The organism is Microcoleus sp. D2_18a_B4 (genome assembly GCF_036702475.1).
Classification (GTDB): Bacteria; Cyanobacteriota; Cyanobacteriia; order Cyanobacteriales; family Microcoleaceae; genus Microcoleus.
Genome location: NZ_JAUBTL010000097.1, coordinates 1 through 19,272, shown reverse-complemented (window position 1 = coordinate 19,272; position 19,272 = coordinate 1). Strand labels below are relative to the sequence as shown.

17 protein-coding genes are annotated in these 19,272 nt (G+C 47.4%); 12 read left to right on the top strand and 5 right to left on the bottom strand.

Annotated elements, in window-relative coordinates:
- Window positions 1–73: 73 nt before the first annotated feature.
- Window positions 74–427 carry an STAS domain-containing protein gene (locus tag QUB04_RS31080; protein WP_333290529.1) on the bottom strand — a complete coding sequence of 118 codons (354 nt, stop codon included), beginning with the start codon at window positions 425–427 and terminating at the stop codon, window positions 74–76.
- A 383-nt stretch (window positions 428–810) separates the two neighbouring features.
- Here QUB04_RS31080 and QUB04_RS31075 point away from each other — a divergent pair, with 383 nt between their 5' ends.
- Window positions 811–1,008 carry a hypothetical protein gene (locus tag QUB04_RS31075; RefSeq protein WP_015176637.1) on the top strand — a complete coding sequence of 66 codons (198 nt, stop codon included), beginning with the start codon at window positions 811–813 and terminating at the stop codon, window positions 1,006–1,008.
- A 710-nt stretch (window positions 1,009–1,718) separates the two neighbouring features.
- Here the strand turns inward: QUB04_RS31075 and QUB04_RS31070 are convergent.
- Both QUB04_RS31070 and QUB04_RS31065 read right to left on the bottom strand, forming a co-directional pair.
- Window positions 1,719–4,547, bottom strand: a complete 2,829-nt coding sequence (locus QUB04_RS31070) for a PAS domain S-box protein (RefSeq protein ID WP_333290528.1) — start codon at window positions 4,545–4,547, stop codon at window positions 1,719–1,721.
- A gap of 174 nt (window positions 4,548–4,721) precedes the next feature.
- Entirely contained in the window at window positions 4,722–5,756 is a 1,035-nt protein-coding gene (locus QUB04_RS31065) for an RRXRR domain-containing protein (protein WP_333290527.1), read from the bottom strand.
- Window positions 5,757–6,979: 1,223 nt separating this feature from the next.
- On the opposite strand from QUB04_RS31065, the gene QUB04_RS31060 reads away from it, so the two are divergent.
- The 3 genes from QUB04_RS31060 to ftsY all read left to right on the top strand — a co-directional run bounded on the left by QUB04_RS31060 (window position 6,980) and on the right by ftsY (window position 10,667).
- Window positions 6,980–7,705 carry a DUF502 domain-containing protein gene (locus QUB04_RS31060; protein ID WP_333290526.1) on the top strand — a complete coding sequence of 242 codons (726 nt, stop codon included), beginning with the start codon at window positions 6,980–6,982 and terminating at the stop codon, window positions 7,703–7,705.
- 417 nt (window positions 7,706–8,122) lie between these two features.
- Complete coding sequence (gene nusB / locus QUB04_RS31055; protein WP_333164159.1) at window positions 8,123–8,755, top strand: transcription antitermination factor NusB; 633 nt, start codon at window positions 8,123–8,125, stop codon at window positions 8,753–8,755.
- A 154-nt stretch (window positions 8,756–8,909) separates the two neighbouring features.
- Window positions 8,910–10,667 (top strand): signal recognition particle-docking protein FtsY, encoded by a 1,758-nt coding sequence (ftsY, locus tag QUB04_RS31050; protein ID WP_333290525.1) that lies wholly within the window; start codon window positions 8,910–8,912, stop codon window positions 10,665–10,667.
- Between the two features lie 357 nt (window positions 10,668–11,024).
- On the opposite strand, the gene QUB04_RS31045 is transcribed toward ftsY, so the two are convergent.
- Entirely contained in the window at window positions 11,025–11,189 is a 165-nt protein-coding gene (locus QUB04_RS31045) for a hypothetical protein (protein ID WP_333290524.1), read from the bottom strand.
- Between the two features lie 153 nt (window positions 11,190–11,342).
- Here QUB04_RS31045 and QUB04_RS31040 point away from each other — a divergent pair, with 153 nt between their 5' ends.
- From QUB04_RS31040 to argH, 3 genes are all read left to right on the top strand, one after another.
- Window positions 11,343–12,830, top strand: a complete 1,488-nt coding sequence (locus tag QUB04_RS31040) for a PP2C family protein-serine/threonine phosphatase (RefSeq protein WP_333141458.1) — start codon at window positions 11,343–11,345, stop codon at window positions 12,828–12,830.
- Complete coding sequence (locus QUB04_RS31035) at window positions 12,820–13,059, top strand: hypothetical protein (RefSeq protein ID WP_333290523.1); 240 nt, start codon at window positions 12,820–12,822, stop codon at window positions 13,057–13,059. Before QUB04_RS31040 ends, QUB04_RS31035 begins: the two co-directional genes overlap by 11 nt.
- A 284-nt stretch (window positions 13,060–13,343) precedes the next feature.
- Entirely contained in the window at window positions 13,344–14,729 is a 1,386-nt protein-coding gene (gene argH / locus QUB04_RS31030; RefSeq protein ID WP_333290522.1) for an argininosuccinate lyase, read from the top strand.
- 99 nt (window positions 14,730–14,828) lie between these two features.
- Here the strand turns inward: argH and QUB04_RS31025 are convergent, their stop codons facing one another.
- A complete protein-coding gene (locus QUB04_RS31025; protein ID WP_190738786.1) occupies window positions 14,829–15,020 on the bottom strand; it encodes a hypothetical protein in 192 nt (63 codons plus the stop codon).
- Window positions 15,021–15,653: 633 nt separating this feature from the next.
- Here QUB04_RS31025 and QUB04_RS31020 point away from each other — a divergent pair.
- From QUB04_RS31020 to QUB04_RS31000, 5 genes are all read left to right on the top strand, one after another.
- Window positions 15,654–15,812: a hypothetical protein gene (locus QUB04_RS31020; RefSeq protein WP_333290521.1), complete on the top strand. Its 159-nt coding sequence runs from the start codon at window positions 15,654–15,656 to the stop codon at window positions 15,810–15,812.
- A complete protein-coding gene (gene bcp, locus QUB04_RS31015) occupies window positions 15,793–16,266 on the top strand; it encodes a thioredoxin-dependent thiol peroxidase (protein ID WP_333290520.1) in 474 nt (157 codons plus the stop codon). The genes QUB04_RS31020 and bcp overlap by 20 nt, the downstream gene beginning before the upstream one ends.
- A gap of 77 nt (window positions 16,267–16,343) precedes the next feature.
- Complete coding sequence (locus QUB04_RS31010) at window positions 16,344–16,799, top strand: NUDIX hydrolase (protein WP_333290519.1); 456 nt, start codon at window positions 16,344–16,346, stop codon at window positions 16,797–16,799.
- 215 nt (window positions 16,800–17,014) lie between these two features.
- Entirely contained in the window at window positions 17,015–18,064 is a 1,050-nt protein-coding gene (locus QUB04_RS31005) for an RNA-guided endonuclease TnpB family protein (protein ID WP_333290518.1), read from the top strand.
- Between the two features lie 224 nt (window positions 18,065–18,288).
- Window positions 18,289–19,095 carry an alpha/beta hydrolase gene (locus QUB04_RS31000; protein ID WP_333290517.1) on the top strand — a complete coding sequence of 269 codons (807 nt, stop codon included), beginning with the start codon at window positions 18,289–18,291 and terminating at the stop codon, window positions 19,093–19,095.
- Window positions 19,096–19,272 lie beyond the last annotated feature (177 nt).

Sequence of the window (19,272 nt, the reverse complement as noted above, 5' to 3'; positions counted from 1 at the left end):
AGAGTAAGACGACTTCGGTTGCGTCAGTCAGTGAAGTGTCAAGAATCACCGCACTTTTAGGGCGGTGAGTATGTCAACAGTGTTGTTTTACGCAGGAGTTTTCGGCCTCAAAGCTATCGACATTTTCAAATATCTCAAAAACTCGATCGAGTTGGCTGAGTTCCAGAATCATCTTAATCCCAGGGGATACCGAGCAAAGACTAAACCTGCGCCCCATTTTTTTCGCCTGCTTGAGGCCCGAAACCAATGCCATCAAACCTGCACTGTCAATAAATTTTACTTCGGCCAAATCTACGAGTACCGCTACAACTCCGGGGGCTGCAATTGCTGTCGCTAGTTGCCGTCCGAATTCTTCGCAGGTGGCTGCATTCAGGTAGTCTAGGGGTCGAATCACCGTAATTGGTTTATGGGCAAGAAGTGTCTGCATATGTCAAACCTATGATTGCTACGTATTTTCAACTACTGCGCTGGACGGATGTAAGCCTAAACCTACTTGATTACTCTGAGCCTAACTTAATTTGAGGCAAACTGACCAGTTGTTGTCAGTAGTTTTACTGAATCTTTATTTATTGACTCTTTTTTATGAAGTTTTGCGTAAGATTTCGGGAGGAAACGTAAGCTACTATACGATTTTTTATTTATGCCTGTAGGTTTAGTCTTGGCAACTATAAAAATTGCGATTGACTTTGCCGTAGCTGTTAGATAAAACTGAACAATGTAATTTAAATCACTTATTAGTTCTGATCTAGATCACCTGTTTGCTCGACAGTTTAGAGGAGAATAAAACTGTACGGAGTTCTCCGACTTACTATGCAAGCAACTCATGCTATTCGTCAACTTGTAGAAAAAGCCCTCTACATTAAGCAGTTGACGCCTGACATTGAAAACGAAATCAATTACGAGCTCACCCGTTTGGGGTACATCTCGGATATTGATTATGAGGCTTTAGAGTTATTAATGGATGAAATGGATGCCGGTCGGGTGCAATTGGTATCTAGTCGTCGATAGTGGGAATCGGGCGACGAGTCCACATCCAAGAACGAAAAAATCATTGCACGGCGGGCAATAGAGGAGTGTTATAAGCATTTACGCCGGCCGAATATTTTTCTAATGAAGCATCTCGTTGCTGAACTTGATATTTGAGGAGATAGTGTTAGGGGCGATCGTCCCTGCACCTATGATCAAAAGCTAAAAACTTTGACTTAAATTAAATCTATAACTTTTGGGGTATGACAAATGAGGTTAATTGTGATTCAATCCCTGGCTTAATGAAGCACCCAGTTGTGAACTTGATATTTGAGGAGAGACTGTTAAGGGCGATCGTCCCTGAACCTCATATAATTTTAGATTTTAGATTTTAGATTTTAGAAATCGTAATACTGATGACGATCGGGGTTTGAAACTTTTCTACAGTTGCATTCCTTTTAGAAACTGCTATCAGTATCAAAAACTACACACTGTAATCTAAATTAAATTTATAACTTTTGGGGCTTGACAAATTATAGCCTTTCTCAGAAAGATGAGGTACTCATGGGCATTGGGCATTGGGCATTGGGCATTGGGCATTGGGCATACCTCACTTTTTTGAGAACTGCTATAGCTCTTTCTGATTAATAGTAAAAAAAGTTTTTCTTGGATTCGAGCGATCGCTCGAATCCAAGAAAATTGATGTGTAGTTACGACATCGGTCATCGCGGAGTCAATCTAAAATCTAATATCTAAAATCTAAAATCGTTCGATCGCGCCGCCAAACTTGCCACCACCGCCACCAACTCAGCAGGCTCGATCGGCTTGGGCACGTAAATTTGAAAACCTTGCTGCAGTGCCCGTACCCGTTCCTCTACCCTACCAACCGCCGTGAACGCCAACGCCGGAATTTCCCTGTCCGCCATCCGCGATCGCACTTGCTGCAGCAAAGCCTCTCCATCAGGGGCCTGCATCTCGATATCGATCGCCAACACATCTGGATTCAGCCTTTCAATCGCCTCCAGGGCTTCGATTCCCGACCTAGCGGTCTCCACCAAGGCCCCGCAATCTTCGAGCACTGTACAGGTAAAATCCAGGGAATCAGCGTCGATATCGACCACCAACACCCGCACTCCCGAAAGATTGCTGCTGACAAAAGACTCCTTTACAGCGGCTGGCGCCTGGCTTTGAGGAACCCCAAACTCCCCCGACCCGGAAACAGAAAATCCGCCGTCGCCACGCGGCTGTTTAATTGGCAATCTCACCAAAAAGCTCGCTCCCTGTCCCTTCCCAGCCGATGCCGCTTGCACCGTCCCCCCGTGCATTTCCACACAATGACGCACTAGCGCCAAACCCAAACCCAATCCGTTGTACGATCGCCTTATAGAGCTGTCAGCTTGGCTGAACCGCTCGAAAACGTGCGGCAAAAACTCTTCCGTAATCCCTTGTCCCGTGTCGCTGACCTCAATTTCCACACAAGCGGGCGACAAATTTTTACAGCAAGCGGATTCCTCACGGGCCATCGTCCCCTCCACCTTCCGCACCGCCACCCTCACCTGTCCGCCATCGGGAGTAAACTTAATCGCATTCGACAGCAAATTCCACGCCACCTGTTGCAAGCGGCCGGCATCGCCACAAATCCGCCCCACAGTTGGGTCGAAATCCGTCACAATTTCAATATTTTTTGCCCCAATCGCGGGCGCGAGAGTCTTTATCGCAGCCTCAACAGTCGAAATCACATCCACCCACCGCAAATTCAGCGACAATTTCCCGGTAATAATCTGTGACACGTCCAGCAAATCGTCGATCAGAGTTGCCAGCGAGCGCGTATTGCGGTCGATCGTTTCCAGAGCGCGAACAGTCGTTTTTTCGTCAAACTTGCGGTTTCGCAACAGTTGTGCCCATCCCAGCATCGCATTCAGCGGCGTCCGCAATTCGTGGGACAAAGTTCCTAGAAACTCGTCTTTAATCCGGTTCGCCCGCGCCAATTCCTCGGCTCGATCGTGCAGTTCTCTTTCCAACTGCTTGCCAACCGTCAAATCGAGAATAAAAGCCACAGATTCTTGTCGCTTTTGCGCCAGCAAAACATATCCGATCAGCACCGGAATCCGGCTACCGTCTCTCCTCCAGAATTCCTTTTCGTAGGGAGTGCAAACTCCCGTTTCTTGTGCCTCTGCAATCCCCTTCTCGTCGAGAGATCGATACTCCGCCGGCGTGATCTCAATCCAGTTTAATTCCCCGCGCTGCAACTGTTCCCGCGTGTAACCAACTATCCGCAAAAATTCATCGTTGGCCTCCATGATACGGCCGTTAACATCCCCGAACATAATGCCGATCAAGTTAGCTTCGACCAACATTCGCAGCTTTTCTTCGCTAGCTTTGAATGCAGCTTCTGCTTGCTTGCGATCGCTAACGTCTTGGATGTAAGCCGACAAACCAGAATCGGAAGGATAAAAACGCACCTTCAACCACTTATTCCATAGCGGCACGAATTCTTCATACTCGATTGTTACCTTTTCTGCTACTGCTTGGGTAGCCATTTTGTAACCCTGTAAATCGACCGCCCAGGGAAATATCTCCCAAACCTTTTTACCGATCAGTTCTACTTTTGGTCTGCCTAAAAGCTCAATAGCTTGGTGGTTGACATAGGTATAGTTCCAATTTAAATCTACTGCGATAAAAGCATCGGTAATGCTTTCGAGAATGTTAGTAATTCGATAGTTTGCCGATTGCAGCGCTTTAGCTGTTTCTTCTGCTTGCAACCTCGCTGCTTGTTCGCGGGACAAAGCGGCAGCGCGTTCTTGTTCTGCCTGTTTCCGATCGCTAATATCGATGTAAGAACCGATGTAACCTGCAAAAGTGCGATCGGGCCTGTACCGGGGTACGCCCGTACCCAAAACCCAGCGGTATTCCCCGTCATAGCGTCTCAGCCGGCATTCGAGCCGGTACTCGCTGCCAGCTTTGAAGGCTTTTTGGTAAATATCCAGACATTCTGGCAAGTCATCTGGGTGCAAGCTTTCCATCCAACCCGTGCCTATTTCTTGCGCCAAAGTTCTACCGGTAAACTCCAGCCAAACTTTATTAAAGTAATCGCCAAGTTGGTCAGTGTCCGACATCCAAATCATCACCGGCGCGGTATCTGCCATAATCCGAAATCGAGCTTCGCTCTCCTGCTGCTGTGCTTCGGCTTGCTTGCGCTCGTTCCGTTCTTGAACTTCCCGCAGGGCCCGCTGAATCGACGGCACCAAGCGTATCAAACGGCGTTTGAGAACATAATCAGTAGCGCCGCTTTTCAAAGTTTCGATCGCCACTTCCTCACCCAAAGTAGCCGAAACAAAAATAAACGGCACTCCCGGACAAGTAGTGTGGGCGATTTCCAATGCAGCTATCCCGTTAAAACAAGGCAGCATATAATCTGCCAAAATAATGTCAAAACGTTGTTTTTCCAGCGCCGTGGCAAAGTCTTCTCGATTTTCCACACACACCAGAGAAAATTGGAGCCCGCCATCCATTAGATATGCCTCAATCAGTTCGGCATCTAGGGGACTGTCTTCTACTAAGAGGATATTGAGCGTTTTCACAAAAATTCCTTTTACTTAAATATTAATTATCGGATACAAAATTTTATCGGGCTGCGGCTTTAAGTGAAGCCCAAAAAAGTCTTGCGTTTTCAATGGCATAAAAAAATGTAAAAATCAATTGGTTTCATCAGAAAAATGGGTAGAAACCCCGTCCTTCTAGGACGGCTTTACAATTTAATTTGTAATGCGCCACGAGTTGTAGGACAAAAATTTACAATCTGCGGGCGATGCGTTTTGAGTTAGACGCTTGCCAGTTTTTAAATCGTGCAAGCTAATTGTTTTCCGGTACGGGTCTTTCTTTGTTGGAGATTCTTGCCAACCGCCAACGTAACAAAATCCGTATTTAGGGTGTTTAACAATTGAACCGCGCTTAAACCCGATACTAATTGTGCCACCATAACGAGGGCGAATATGACCTGTGGAATGTTGCAAGCGATGGAGCTGTCTGCGATGACACTCAAGGGGGATTACTTCTGTTAGCTTGGTGTTGTCGGGTCGAATGTGTCCTCCCGCGTACCAATTAGCCAACACCCAAGAATCAACGCAGTGAGCCTCAAACTTGTTTGATAGTTTCTGTTTTGACTTTTGGAGTCCTAAATTTTGACGCAGTTCGTAAGTATCGTTTCCCGATCTAATCTCAAGATGGGCAATCTTTATAAGTTCAGAATAGAACCAGTGTTTGCCTACTTCTAAGGGGCTAAACGATACGTTCCACTTGCGTCCGTTTTTCCAAGTACTGGCTTTGATGTCCTCTACAACAAAAGCTGATACGGGAAACATAGAGGTTAACCAATTAACTATCCTTAACTTCCACTGCCACCTTGACTTAGTAGATGGGGGTATGCGATTTTTGTTAACTAATCTGTTAGCTCGGTTTTGACGGCATGGAGTATTCCGAAATCGCCTAGCACGTCGCATATTGCGCCTGACCTCAACATGGTCTTTTACCCAATCGATCGCATGGGTTTGGATGTTTAAGTAGGTATGGGATTTGGATTTAACGGTAAATCCTTCACGCTTGCTGCCTGGATCGATGCCAACCGCTATTGGTTGATAATTGTGGCTTGAAGGTTCTACATTCAATCGAACACAAAATACCCCCTTTTTCCAGAATGGTGCAGCCTTACCTGACTTAATCCAACGCTTTGCACGGCTTGGGGTAGTCGGCATTAGGGGTCTATTTTCACTGTTGACAACGGGTACAAACATTTACGGTAAGTCCTATTTCTAGGTATATATTTCCCTTCGCCACTAGCACATCCGAGCGGTTAAAAACTAGGGAGGCATTCTTAACGTCTGGTGGGATACCACTCCCAGATGGCTCAGTTTGTCTTAAAGACGCAGGCTAGACACTGTTTTAGTCTTGAATTAAGAAGGTGGTAAGCCTTCCTCTTTCAAGCCCCATGCCTTTAGGCTGGGGTTAGTGACGAGTTGAGCATTCATATCTCAATCCTAACTTGTAACCAAGTCTATTGCTGCTTGCCGCGAGGTGAATCCCCGCTCTGACTTGATTGGCTAGTACGCTTGTTTTTCCTTAACTTTCGTCTGCTTCCAAGGAATCGGCACCGCTGGAGTCTTGCTTCTATGCAGCAGTTTAGCTATACCCTGTTGAACAAATAGTTTCGCGCTTCTGGCTAGAAACAACTAGCTAAGTAGTAATTTATCTCGCTTGCTACTAACTACTGCTACCTCGTTTGGCAGATTATTTTTTTTTGTAGTGATGCACGAGTTAATTCTATATTGCTTTGCCACTCCTCTCAAACTCGAATTCCCTTGAATTCTCCCCTTATTTCCTGAATATCGATCCTGTCAAAAAAAGTCAAAGTTGCTGGTCTGTCTGCTTTACTTTTTCCCGGATTTGCCTCCCATGCAACAGTTGCAACCGATCCCACAGTTGGCTTATCGAGCGCTCTCCCCCATCAAAAATTACCACTCATCAACTAATAACACTGGGCACGCTGCATCTATCTAAAGATAGTTTTTTGCATAGACACTGAACTCAACCTGCAGAGATTCCCCTGAATTCGGTAAAACGAAGTGCCACCCCGCCGAAAATCTGAGAAAGCTCGATCGACCAATTAATTTCCTATACAAATCCCAGAAAATTTGTCTGGACTCGCTACACTCGCACTCCCAGGCTGTCTCAGACCGATCGGCTTATTGATTGAACTGACCCAAAATGTCTTAAAATATACAATACGGTGAGCTGCTGCACAGCCCGCATATATTAAAATCAAGCGCCAACTTGCAATAATTCTTTAAAATAGAGGTACAGCACCGGCGATCCCTAACTCTTCCCCCTCAGAAAGGGTAGGGTTTAGCAGAATTGAAGACGATCGTCTATGGTGACATCCAGTAAAGCCCGTGCAGTTGCTTTAGTCTCAGCTTTATTCAGGTTATTGGGAACCAGTTACGAGGAGATTTGACCCGCCGTGCTCCAACGCATCAAACAAGACTTAAAAAACGACCTGATCGCAGGACTATTGGTAGTGATACCCTTAGCTACCACCATCTGGCTGACAATTACCGTCGCCAGTTGGGTGATCAATTTTCTCACCAAAATTCCCAAGCAGATCAACCCTTTTGACGGACTCCACCCGATTTTGGTGAATCTGTTAAATCTTTTAGTAGGGCTGGCTGTACCCCTGCTGAGCATTTTAGTCATCGGCTTAATGGCCCGCAACATTTTCGGCAAGTGGCTGCTAGACTTTGGCGAACGGGTGTTGCAGGCAATTCCCCTAGCCGGTTCGGTTTACAAAACCCTCAAACAACTGCTGGGAACCCTCCTCAAATCAAACGACAAATTTCGCCGCGTGGTGTTAGTGGAATATCCCCGGCGAGGAATCTGGACTTTAGCATTTGTGACCGGTACGATCGAGAGTAACGATATCCCACCTCACCTTTCCGGTGAAACCCCGATCGGCATTTTCATCCCCACCACTCCCAACCCCACCACCGGATGGTACGCTATAGTCCCGGAAGCAGATTTAGTCAATTTGTCAATGTCGATCGAAGATGCCTTTAAAGTCATCATCTCCGGCGGCATCGTCAACCCCAGCAACTCAGTTCCAGTAAACCCCGAAAACATCAAGGGCAAAACACTCGAACCCTTGGTATCCGAATCAAGATACCAGGCTGTCCCAGTCGAAGAAGATTGAACCAGGACATCTTTAGTGGCCCTTCAGTTGACAGTTGACAGTTGACAGTTGACAGTTGACCGCAAAAGGGCGACCTCTAGCTGGAAGGAAGAGGATTGGAGTAATGATTTATAGTCTTCTTTTAATTTCTCCCGATCAGGCTTGGGGCTTTAAACCAATTCTTTCTGGTAAGGCCGTGTAAACTTTCCCCATAGCAGATAATATTTCGACAAAACCAGCCCAAACCGAGAAAGCCTATACTCAGAAACCCGGTTTCGAGCATAAATCTTGGGTTTGACAGCGAAGTATCTGTAAACTACCCGCCGCTGGCGAGTCAGACGGCTGGTTTTGTACCGCTTTTAGTCGAGTTTTCTGCTAAAGTTCAAGTCCGCGCGCGATCGAAAAACTTCCTAAATTCTCAATCCCTATCTAAAAATTATGAAAAAAGCCCGCGAAACAGCACGCGAACTCGCACTCCTCGGCATCAGCCAACTGCCGACGAATCCAGAACTCTTAGAAGCCAAGAAACTGCAAGATGTTCTCCTCGCCGCCATCCGCACCCTGACAACAGAAGTTCAAGAATCCCTAGAAGCAGCAGCATCCGAAGTGCAGCGGAGTAGCGACAAGCTGCTTGCCAGCGAAATCCGTGCCGCCGATATACAAAGTGCTAGAGCAATGGTGCGGGAAGCAGTCGAACTCACCCAAACCGCCATCAACCGTCTCGGTTCAGCAATGGAGTTTCCAGAACTGATCCAGCTAGCCAACCAGCAAGATGTCCGCACCTACGCTTTGCAAATCCTGACGAAAGTCAGCGCCAACCGTGTTCAAATTGACGAATTGCTCTCGGAAGCCCTTGTAGACTGGCAAATAGAACGGTTGGCCCGGATCGATCGAGATATCATGAGAATCGCGATCGCCGAAATGCTATATCTCGGATTACCCGAACAAGTCAGCGTCAACGAAGCCGTCCAACTCGCAAAACGCTACAGCGGCGACGAAGGACATCGCTTCATCAACGGAGTCCTCCGCCGAGTAGTCGATAAAATCAACGCAGAAGTTGTTAGTCCCTAGTCCTTAGTCCTCAGTCCTCCGGGTGCTTGGTGGGCACCTTACCCGGAGGCTGCACGGCGGGGCGCGAACCTTACCCAGAGTCATTAGCAATCCGCAATCCGCAATCGGCAATCCGCTCTAAACTAAGGACTAATAACTATATTCCCAATTTCCTATGGTATTTAATTGGTTTCGTCGCCAGTACAGCGAAAATAAATCTTCTGAAACAGAGGCAACCCCCGAACAGCAGCAAGATGAGTCGGCAAAATCCGCACCGGTTGAGCCTCAAACAGATACAACAGAGCAAGGTTCTCCTGCTGTAGCCGAAGATTATCTCAATTGGGCAAAAGCTGCTTACAAAAATATTCAAAAACAGCAAAAACCCGAAACAGAAGTTTCCGAGACAGCAGCGCCCGATGTTCCAGCAGCCGAAGCAGAAATCGCGACAGTTGCAGAAGTTGCAGAACCGGCGACTATTGAAGCAATCGAGCCGATCGAACTTGAACCAGCACCCACAGATTCAACTGTTGCAGAAGTTCCAGAAGTTGCAGCACCAGCAACTGTTGAAGCAACCGAGGATCTCGAACTCGATGCAGCAACGCCCGCAGAAATTGCAGAAACTCTGCAACCAACAGCCGGGGCGATCGACATTGCACCTATTGCTCAACAATTAGAAGTTACAGCAGAAAATATAGAAATTGCCGAACCTGCAACCGAGGTTGTAGAAACCGAATCACTCGCATCCGACGGCGAAGTAGGGGAAGCCCTGCCGTTTTGGGCCAGAGCTCAGGCCGATCGCATGGAGCGCATCGAACGCCTCAAAGAAACCGCAATTGAAGAACCAGACGTAATTGCAGCCGCCGCCGAGAGAGCCGCAATTATCGAAGAAATTCCCGGTTTCGCCTTTGACGAAGGCTTCCTGTGGTCTTCAGAAATCTTAGCCAGTCAAGGCCGCCGCCCAGACCAAGTATCAGTTGAAGAAATCAGTTGGCTGCAAAAACTGCGGAAAGGCTTAGAAAGAACTCGCCGCAGCTTAATTAATCAACTAAAGGCGATCGTCGGTCAAGGCCCGCTCAATCAAGATGCGGTAGCCGAAATTGAGACTTTGCTCCTACAAGCCGATGTCGGAGTCGCAGCCACCGACATCATTATCAGTCGCCTCCAAGAAAGACTCAAACAAGAAGTGCTGCCGCCAGAACAGGCTCTAGCCTACCTGAAAACCATCCTGCGCGACATTCTGGACGCTCCCTGTGCCGAAACCGCCGCCGGTAATCCCGCCTACAGCCTGACATTTGCCCCGGAAAAAGACACTTTTAACATCTGGTTAATCGTAGGAGTCAACGGTGCGGGCAAAACTACGACGATCGGCAAACTGGCCCATATTGCCCAAAAATCCGGCTACAAAACCCTGATTGCTGCCGCCGACACTTTCCGCGCCGCCGCCGTCGAACAAGTGAAAGTTTGGGGTTCCCGCAGTGGGGTCGAAATTATTGCCAACCCAGGGAAAAATACCGATCCGGCTGCTGTCGTGTTTGATGCGATCGCCGCCGCCAGCGCCCGAGGCACAGAACTCCTGATCGTAGACACCGCAGGCCGCCTGCAAAACAAAAAAAATCTGATGGACGAATTAAGTAAAATCCGTCGCATTGTAGATAAGAAAGCCCCAGGCGCTACCGTAGAATCTCTACTGGTCTTGGATGCCACACTGGGTCAAAATGGTTTGCGACAGGCAGAAGTATTCGCAGAATCTGCAAAATTAAGCGGAGTGGTATTGACAAAACTCGACGGTTCTGCTAAAGGTGGTGTTGCCCTAGCCGTAGTGCAGCAGCTTGGTCTGCCCATCCGCTTTATTGGAGTCGGGGAAAGCATCGAAGACTTGCGCCCGTTTTCTAGTTACGAATTTGTGGAAGCCCTACTCGATTTTAGATTTTAGATTTTAGATTTTAGATTGATCAGGTATCTGTGGTCGTCCCGATTTTTGGAGGCGGATACAGAGGTTCAAAATCTCAAATCCTTAACCTCAAACTACCATCGCAGGACTTGCGCCGATCGCCCGTGGCGAGTAAAAACTAAATATCTAGAAACAATACCTTCGTTCTGTTATTGCTTGGTTGCCCTCAAAGCGCGAGCCAAAGCAAGGGCGTAAAATTAAGCTCAAATGTAGTATCAGTCTGCTGTCTGATTGCATAGTCTTCCCGATCCCCCTGGCGCCCCCCTAATAGTGGGGGGGACGGGAAAGGGTCAAAGTCCCCCTTCTTGTTAAGGGGATTTAGGGCGTATCTAGACTAAGCTATAAACGAGATTTCTTGAGAATTTCCCACTTAAGTTGATACCAATGTCCTAGTACCCAACTTACTTCCTCAAACCAAACTGCTTGCTCGAAAAAAAACGGGTTTCTGTTCAAGTGGCCCGTAATATCAACTCCGCTAGCATCGGAATTGTAAAATCGAATCAACAGTCAATACTCAACTATCATTCAGTTCTTCGACTGACAGTTAACAGTTAACAGTCAACAGTCAACAGTCAACAATAATTCCGGTGCAACCGGAATTGATAGAAGTCCTCAATCATTCCTCCTCGGTCTAAAATCGAAAATCACAAATTTAAAATGACTGCTGTGCCTTTGCCTCGTCCCTCACCTCAACCTGCTGACCGCCCTCCGGGTCGCAATTCCACCGACGCGACGCCAGTATTTGCCCTCAAAGAACTGGTGGCGCGTTTGCACCGATATCAGCACAACGTTCAAGATATGTTGGGTTCGCTGGGATTTGCCCTGCGAAGTTTTAACAATCTCAACCAATTTTTGGAGTTGGTGCCTTTGGTGGCGACTCGCGTTACGGACGCCGACGGCGGAGCTTTAGTGCTGTTCAAACCCAACGGTCAAGTCAGGTTCCAGCAGTTGCATTGTCAGGAAGGACGGCAGTGCCAAGATATGCGAAAAGCGCTGGAAATAGCCACCAGGCAAGCTACAGCAGGTGCGGGCGCTACTGCTGGAACGTTTTCGGAAACCTCTGGGCAAACTTCTAGTCTAGACTTGCAAGTCGGTCGTTATTTGGGCCCGGATGTTCATTTGTTTGGGGCGCCAATTTTAGTCAACAATTTGGAACGGGGACGGCTTTATGTTTTTAGCAGTGATCCGCAATATCTCTGGACTCCCAGCAGACAGAAATTAGTTCGGTTGGTGGCGGATCAAACCGCCGTGGCTATTTGCAAAGACGAACTTACTGTTAAGTTGGCGGAAAAAGACCGCTTAGACAGAGAGTTAGAAATCGGGGCGGAAATTCAATTGCGGCTGCAGCCCCGGAGTTGTCCGAAAATTCCCGGCCTTGACGTGGCCGCCCGCTGCCAAACTGCTAGCAGAGTCGGCGGAGATTATTATGATTTTATTCCCGCTGACTATGACCCGATCGGCAAGGAGAATGAGGGGGAAAGCCCCCCATCCCTAATTAAAAATCTCAAGTCCAAAATCGACAAGGGCCGCTGGAGCATTGTCATCGGCGATGTGATGGGCAAAGGAGTACCAGCGGGCCTGTTGATGACGATGACACGGGGTATGCTGCGGGCGGAGGTTTTGAACCGCCACTCGCCGTCGAGAATTTTGCAACATTTAAACCGGGTTATGCACGCGGATTTGGAAAATTCCCACCGTTTTGTGACTCTGTTTTATTCGGAGTATGACCCGAAAACTCGCGTTTTGGCTTACAGCAATGCTGCTCACCACCCGCCTTTGCTGTGGCAAGCTGCAACTAATTCGATTCTTCAGCTTGATACTTTGGAGGGAATGTTAATTGGGCTGGATGCTGATTCGCATTACCAAGAAGCAAGCGTGCAATTGCAGCCAGGAGATACTATTATTTATTACACAGACGGATTTACCGATGCTGCTAATCAAAGGGGCGATCGGTTTGATGAGGATAACTTGACCTCTGCTTTTCAGTGGGCCTGTCAAAATTACCAGCAGTCTGAAGAAATTTTGGATTATTTGTTCGATCGCGTACACCAGTTTATCGGCATCGGCAATCGTAACGAAGATGACATGACACTGGTTGTACTGAGGGTAACACCTTTAGCAGGAGAAAATCACCATGATAGTTAATTTAATGCCGGAAATTACTGCTGGATTAACCAGTTCGATTAATTGGAACGATGTGGCTCACGTGGTAGTTTTGAAATCTCATTTGAGTTCGACGGTGGTTTTGGCTCAAAGTTACGAAATTTTTACGAATTTCCAGAAAGCTTGGAAAAATTTTGTTGACACTGGTCAAATAGGAGCTTTTTTTATAGGTATTTTTGTTGGCTGGTTCTTTAAAGGGATTTTTCGTTAGAGTTCTTGTCGAAGAAGCTATCGGTAACTGATTTAAAAGGTTTGTAGCCCAAACTTCACTTCTTTCTGATGCAGCAAAAGTTTCACAATTTTGTAGTCAAGACTTCAGTTTTTTCTGGTCAAAAGATGTATAAAAACTTTGTAGTCAGGACTTGAGTTTTTTCTTACAAAATTTGGGAGGACTAAAGGGCCGACTACAAACCGGAAGAAGGACTAAAGTCTTTGCTACAAATCGGTTTTTATAGACTTCTGCAACAGAGATATAATCTAGTTTTAGCTTCAGCAATGACAACACAACAAAAAACTTGGAGTCAAAGATTTGAATCGGCGCTGCACCCGGCGATCGCCCGATTTAATGCTAGTATTGGCTTCGATATTGAATTGATTGAGTATGACTTGACGGGTTCTGTCGCTCACGCTAAAATGCTGGCCAAAACGGGGATTATTTCCGCAGCCGAAGGCGAACAGTTAGTCAATGGTTTGGAACAGATCCGCCGGGAATACCGCCAAGGACTTTTTGTTCCGGGAGTTGATGCAGAAGACGTTCACTTCGCTGTAGAGAAGCGGCTGACGGAGATTGTGGGGGATGCTGGGAAAAAGTTGCACACTGCCCGATCGCGCAACGATCAAGCCGGCACTGATACTCGCTTGTATTTGCGCGATCGCATCGCAGAAATTCGCGCGCAATTGCGGGAATTTCAAGGGGTTTTGCTCGATCTTGCCGATCGTAACGTGGAAACTTTAATTCCCGGTTACACTCATTTGCAGCGCGCTCAGCCGATCAGTTTGGCTCATTACCTGTTAGCTTATTTTGAAATGACCGATCGCGATTGGGAACGTCTCGGCGATATCTGCAAGCGGGTGAATGTTTCGCCTTTGGGTTGTGGCGCGCTGGCGGGGACGACTTTCCCGATCGACCGACATTATACTGCAGAACTCTTGCATTTTGACAAGGTTTATGCTAATAGCTTAGATGGAGTGAGCGATCGAGATTTTGCGATCGAATTTCTCGCTGCAGCCAGCTTGATTATGGTACACCTGAGCCGCTTGTCAGAAGAAATGATTTTGTGGTCTTCTCACGAATTTGGATTTATTACGCTCAAAGATAGCTGCGCTACTGGTTCTAGCATCATGCCCCAGAAAAAAAATCCCGACGTGCCGGAGTTGGTGCGGGGCAAAGCGGGGCGGGTGTTCGGTAACTTGCAAGCCTTGTTGGTAGTAGTGAAGGGACTTCCTTTGGCCTACAACAAAGATTTACAAGAAGATAAAGAGGCTTTGTTTGATACCGTAAGAACGGTACAGGGTTGCTTGGAAGCAATGACCATTTTGTTGCGCGAAGGAATCGAGTTTAATGGCGAGATCCTCGCTGCTGCTGTTACGGAAGACTTTTCTAACGCTACAGACGTAGCCGACTACTTGGCCTCCAAAGGCGTTCCCTTCCGGGAAGCTTACAACCTTGTCGGCAAAGTCGTCAAAACTTGCCTTTCGGGGGGCAAACTCCTCAAAGATTTGACACTTGAGGAGTGGAAAGACTTGCACCCAGCCTTTGAGACAGACATTTACAGCGCGATCGCACCTCAGCAAGTGGTGGCGGCTCGCAATAGTTACGGGGGTACCGGGTTTGAACAAGTGAGAAAATCACTTATCGCTGCGCGCGATCGAATCGCCTAAACATCGTTGAATTATTGGACAAATTCCGGCTGGCTATCTCTCCTTAGAACGATCGTGTTTTCCACTCTGGTTCTAAGTTCGGCAGATAGCCTGACTCAATTAATCTTCAGCAGCAGCCATGTCTTTGTCTCTGCCGCCACCGCTCATGGCGCCCATGCCACCGCCGTTACCGCCGTCAAATCGCCTTCTCTTATTGGAGAACATATCTTGATTTCTCCGCTTGCGAAACTTGCGAGCGTATGCTTGATTTCGTTGTGCCTTCTCTTTTTTGAGATTGCGGCGCTTAGCCATTCTGACCTCACTAATAAACATTGACAGTCCCCGGGCTTTCACGCACGGGGATTCTTAAGTTTGACACTCTGTGCACTCTTGGTGACTGAGATTCTTGGTTCAGCGAAGTCACTTGCTTGCGACAGGATTTCTCCAGCCAAAATATAGGTGTCTTCTCCCCAAGCGTAAATTCCGGTATGCCCTACCGTACTCGATCTGTTCTCTTTCTGTAGCTAGGTTTTGTTCAAATTTAGCTTTCGTGACGCTGCCACAACAATCGCAAGCGATATGGTTTAGGCTTCTGAGTCCTGTTAAGGAGATCGAGAACTTCCTTCAAGGTACTCCAATCGTTTCCCTCTACGGCGTTTTAAAGTGAGGAACACGTCCAGCCCCACTGATATTATCAAAAGGAATTGGTTCGTCTCGTTGTCCACCCGTCCACGGCTCACAGCTATGCTTATGAGATTGTGGAGGGGTGGAATCAGGAGTCTCACGCGCCTTTTATCCCACACTAACCTTCGATCGGTATGTTGATCGGTATAGTGTGGGGATTCCTGTCTGCCTAGCTAAACCGCAACACCGTTAGGTGTGACTACGCACTCAACTAATCCAGTTAAGTTATTACGTTGGCTAGTTATACTCAATTTTAGACCGATGACGATCATAGCACACCCGGTACAAGACCCAGAAAAAAGAGCACCGGGATTCAAGTCGCTGGGAATCTGGGTGCGATCGGGACGCAATGTTGTCAATCTTCCAGAAGATTTCTATAAACTATTGACAAATACGACAAATGACTATCAACCCCGGTGACGTAGCTCCTCTCTTCAGTCTGCCCGACGCACAAGGCAATGTTTTCAATCTTGCAGATTTTCGAGGGCGGCGAGTTGTACTGTATTTTTACCCTAGGGACAATACCCCTGGCTGTACTAAAGAAGCTTGCGGCTTTCGCGACATTTACTTACAGTACCAGTCGCGCAATATAGCAGTCCTCGGCGTCAGTACAGACGGGGCCGGGGCCCACGCCAAGTTTGCAGCTAAATATCAACTACCTTTTCCGTTGCTGTGCGACTCAAACGCCGAAGTTGCTACCGTCTACGGCTGTTACGGACTCAAAAAGTTTATGGGAAAAGAATTTATGGGGATTACTCGATCGACTTTCGCGATCGACCCTGATGGTAGGATTGAAAAGGTTTACCGCAAAGTCAAACCAGAATCTCACGCAGCGGAGATATTAGCAGATTTGCCAGACCTCTGGCCTGAATGAAAAATTAAAAATTAAGACTCCGGAGCTGCAAGCTAGGAGCCCTGAAATTACTATCTCCTAAACAAGCTTTTGAGTTTATGCGTCGATTGTGGCAAATTGTACAAACTGTGCTGGGACTGATTTTTCGACATCCCGTCACTGGTACTGCGGTGATTCCCGTATTGCCTGACGGGCGAATTGTGTTAATTCGCCGCCGCGACAACGGTCGCTGGGGACTGCCGGGAGGTATGGTGGATTGGGGAGAGGATATTCCGACGACAGTGCGGCGGGAATTAGCGGAGGAAACAGGACTCGAGTTAGTCAAAATTCGTCGCTTGGTGGGCGTTTATTCGGCTGCCGATCGAGACCCGCGCCTGCACTCGATTTGTATCGTGGTGGCAGCAGAGGTAGAGGGCAAGATGCAAGTTCAGGATACGCTTGAAGTCAGCGAGGTTGAGGCTTTTTTCCCCGCATCGCTGCCGGAGGGCCAGCTCAGCCACGATAACGACCAACACTTACAGGACTATTTTCAAGGCCTGACAACTTTGGCGTAAATCGGCGGGGCATCCAAATTTGAGAAAAGTCGGAAATTACCTCGCGGTCAAAAGTTGTCTGTTATGAATGTGGAATTAATTTTCACCAAAGAACTGGGTGGAGCGTAGCGGAGGGCTGAAGCCCCGTCCTTATAGGACGGCTTTGATTCTCTTCATTTTCAGTTAATTGTATTGATAATACATGGTACAATAAAGCAATCAAGCAATAGTAAACAATGAAAGCAAGGTACAAGTACAGAATCTATCCGACCGACCAACAGAAACAGAGCTTGGCTCAGTTATTCGGTTGCGTTCGCGTTGTCTGGAATGATGCTCTTGCACTTTGCAAACAATCCGAAAAAAAGCCGAAATCGACCGAACTTCAGAAAATAGTAATAACTGGGGCAAAACAGACTGAGGAAAGGACTTGGCTGGAAGAGGTGTCATGCGTTCCCTTGCAACAGTCTGTAACCGATTTAGAAACGGCTTTTAAGAATTTCTTTGATTCCTACAAAGGGAAAAGAAAAGGGCAAAAAGTACGGTATCCTAGGTTTAAAAAAAAGACAAGCCGTCAATCGGCAAGATTTACTCTTCGTGGATTTTCCCTGAAGAAAAACGGTGGCGTTTACTTAGCAAAAATTGGAATTGTCAAGCCAATATGGTCTAGGGATTTGCCGTCAGCACCTAGCTCGGTCACGGTAATCAAGGATGGCGCTAATCGCTATTTCTTAAGCTTTGTTGTAGAGGTCGAACCCGTTCAATCCGAGGCTTTGCATCCAAGTATTGGTATCGACTTAGGGATTAAAACCTTTGCGGTAATGAGTAATGGCGCCAAAGCCGAAAGTCCTAGTTATAAAAAACTAGACCGGAAAGTTCGCAAACTGCAACGCAAGTTAGCTCGCCAACCTCATGACTCCAAAAGAAGGAATATAACTCGAATCAAGCTCGCCAAGCTTCATAACCGTATTTCTGATGTTCGTAAAGATTTTCTACAGAAATTATCGACCAAAATAGTCAACGAAAACCAAGTGATTGTTTTGGAAGATTTAAATGTGTCGGGCCTGGTTAAGAACCGCAAACTTGCTAGAGTAATCAGCTTGCAAGGTTGGAGAGAATTCAGGAATTGGTGCGAAGCTAAGTCGGAAAAGTTGGGCAGAGAGTTCAAGGTGATTAGTCGATGGGAACCCACCAGCCAGGTCTGTTCGGACTGTGGTTTCAAGTGGGGTAAAATCGATTTATCTATTCGCGAGCGTGCTCTGTTTGAATTGTGGTACCGAGCAGGATAGAGATGAAAATGCGGCTAGAAATATAGCTCAAGTCGGGATGGGGAATCGCCACGACTCTAAATGGAGTGCTGAGGGATTGTCAGACTATTTCGGTAGCAGAACCCGATGAAGCGTCAAGAATCACCGCGCCTGATAGCCGGTGAGTATTTCAATGTTTTCCTACTTTTATGCACAATCTCTGAACATTAAATTAATCATCTTTTTATTACTAAATATTTAACCGGATGTACTCACCGCTACGAAATTCTAGGGTAAAACTCTCTGTAGGGCAAATCTTTTGGCACGAAGTCGGTCAAGGCCCGAATTTAGTATTTTTGCACGGTTCTTGGCACGACAGCAGTCAGTGGCTGAGGACGATCGAACATTTGAGCCCCTACTACCACTGCTTCGCACCGGATTTGCTGGGGTTTGGCGACTCGGAACACCCAAATCTTCATTATTCGATCGACTTGGAAGTAGAATGTCTAGCCCAATACCTCGATACTTTGAAGTTGCGACAGGTTTATTTAATCGCTCACTCTGTGGGCGGCTGGGTGGCCACCAGCTACGCTATCAAATATCCCGATCGAGTTCAGGGTTTGGTGTTGTTGGCCCCAGAAGGCGTCAAGGTTGGCAACCGGCGGGGGCGGTGGCAGACGGCTAGCTGGCTGATCGGCAAACCACCGCTGGCTTTGTGGTTGCTACGATCGATCTATCCAATTGCTAAGTTGCTGGGTAGCCAAAACAAGATTGACGGATTGCTAAAGTTCAGACAGCAGTTGATGCAGTCCCCAGTTGCCGTGCAGTTGCTGTTCGGGCGGCGGCGGGCTGAAATTACAGCGGAATTAGTTGAGGAGAATTTGCCTTTGCTGAAAGCGCCTGTTTTGCTGTTGCAGGGTTCTGAAGATACTCCCGCAGCTTCGTCTTTGTGTCAATCCTATGCTGCTCTGGCTCCTAATGCCGAACTGCAATTGGTCAGTCCGGGGGAAAGCAATTTGCCGCAGGAAGTCCCGGATGTTGTTGCTAAATATATTCGCCAGTTTGCTAAGTGAATGGGGAATTGGGCATTGGGCATTGGGCATTGGGCATCGGGCATCGGGCATTGGGCATTGGGCATTGGGCATTGGGCATTGGGCATCGGGGATTGGGCATTGGTAACAGTCAACAGTCAACAGTCAACAGTCAACAGTCAACAGTCAACAGTCAACAGTCAACAGTCAACAGTCAAC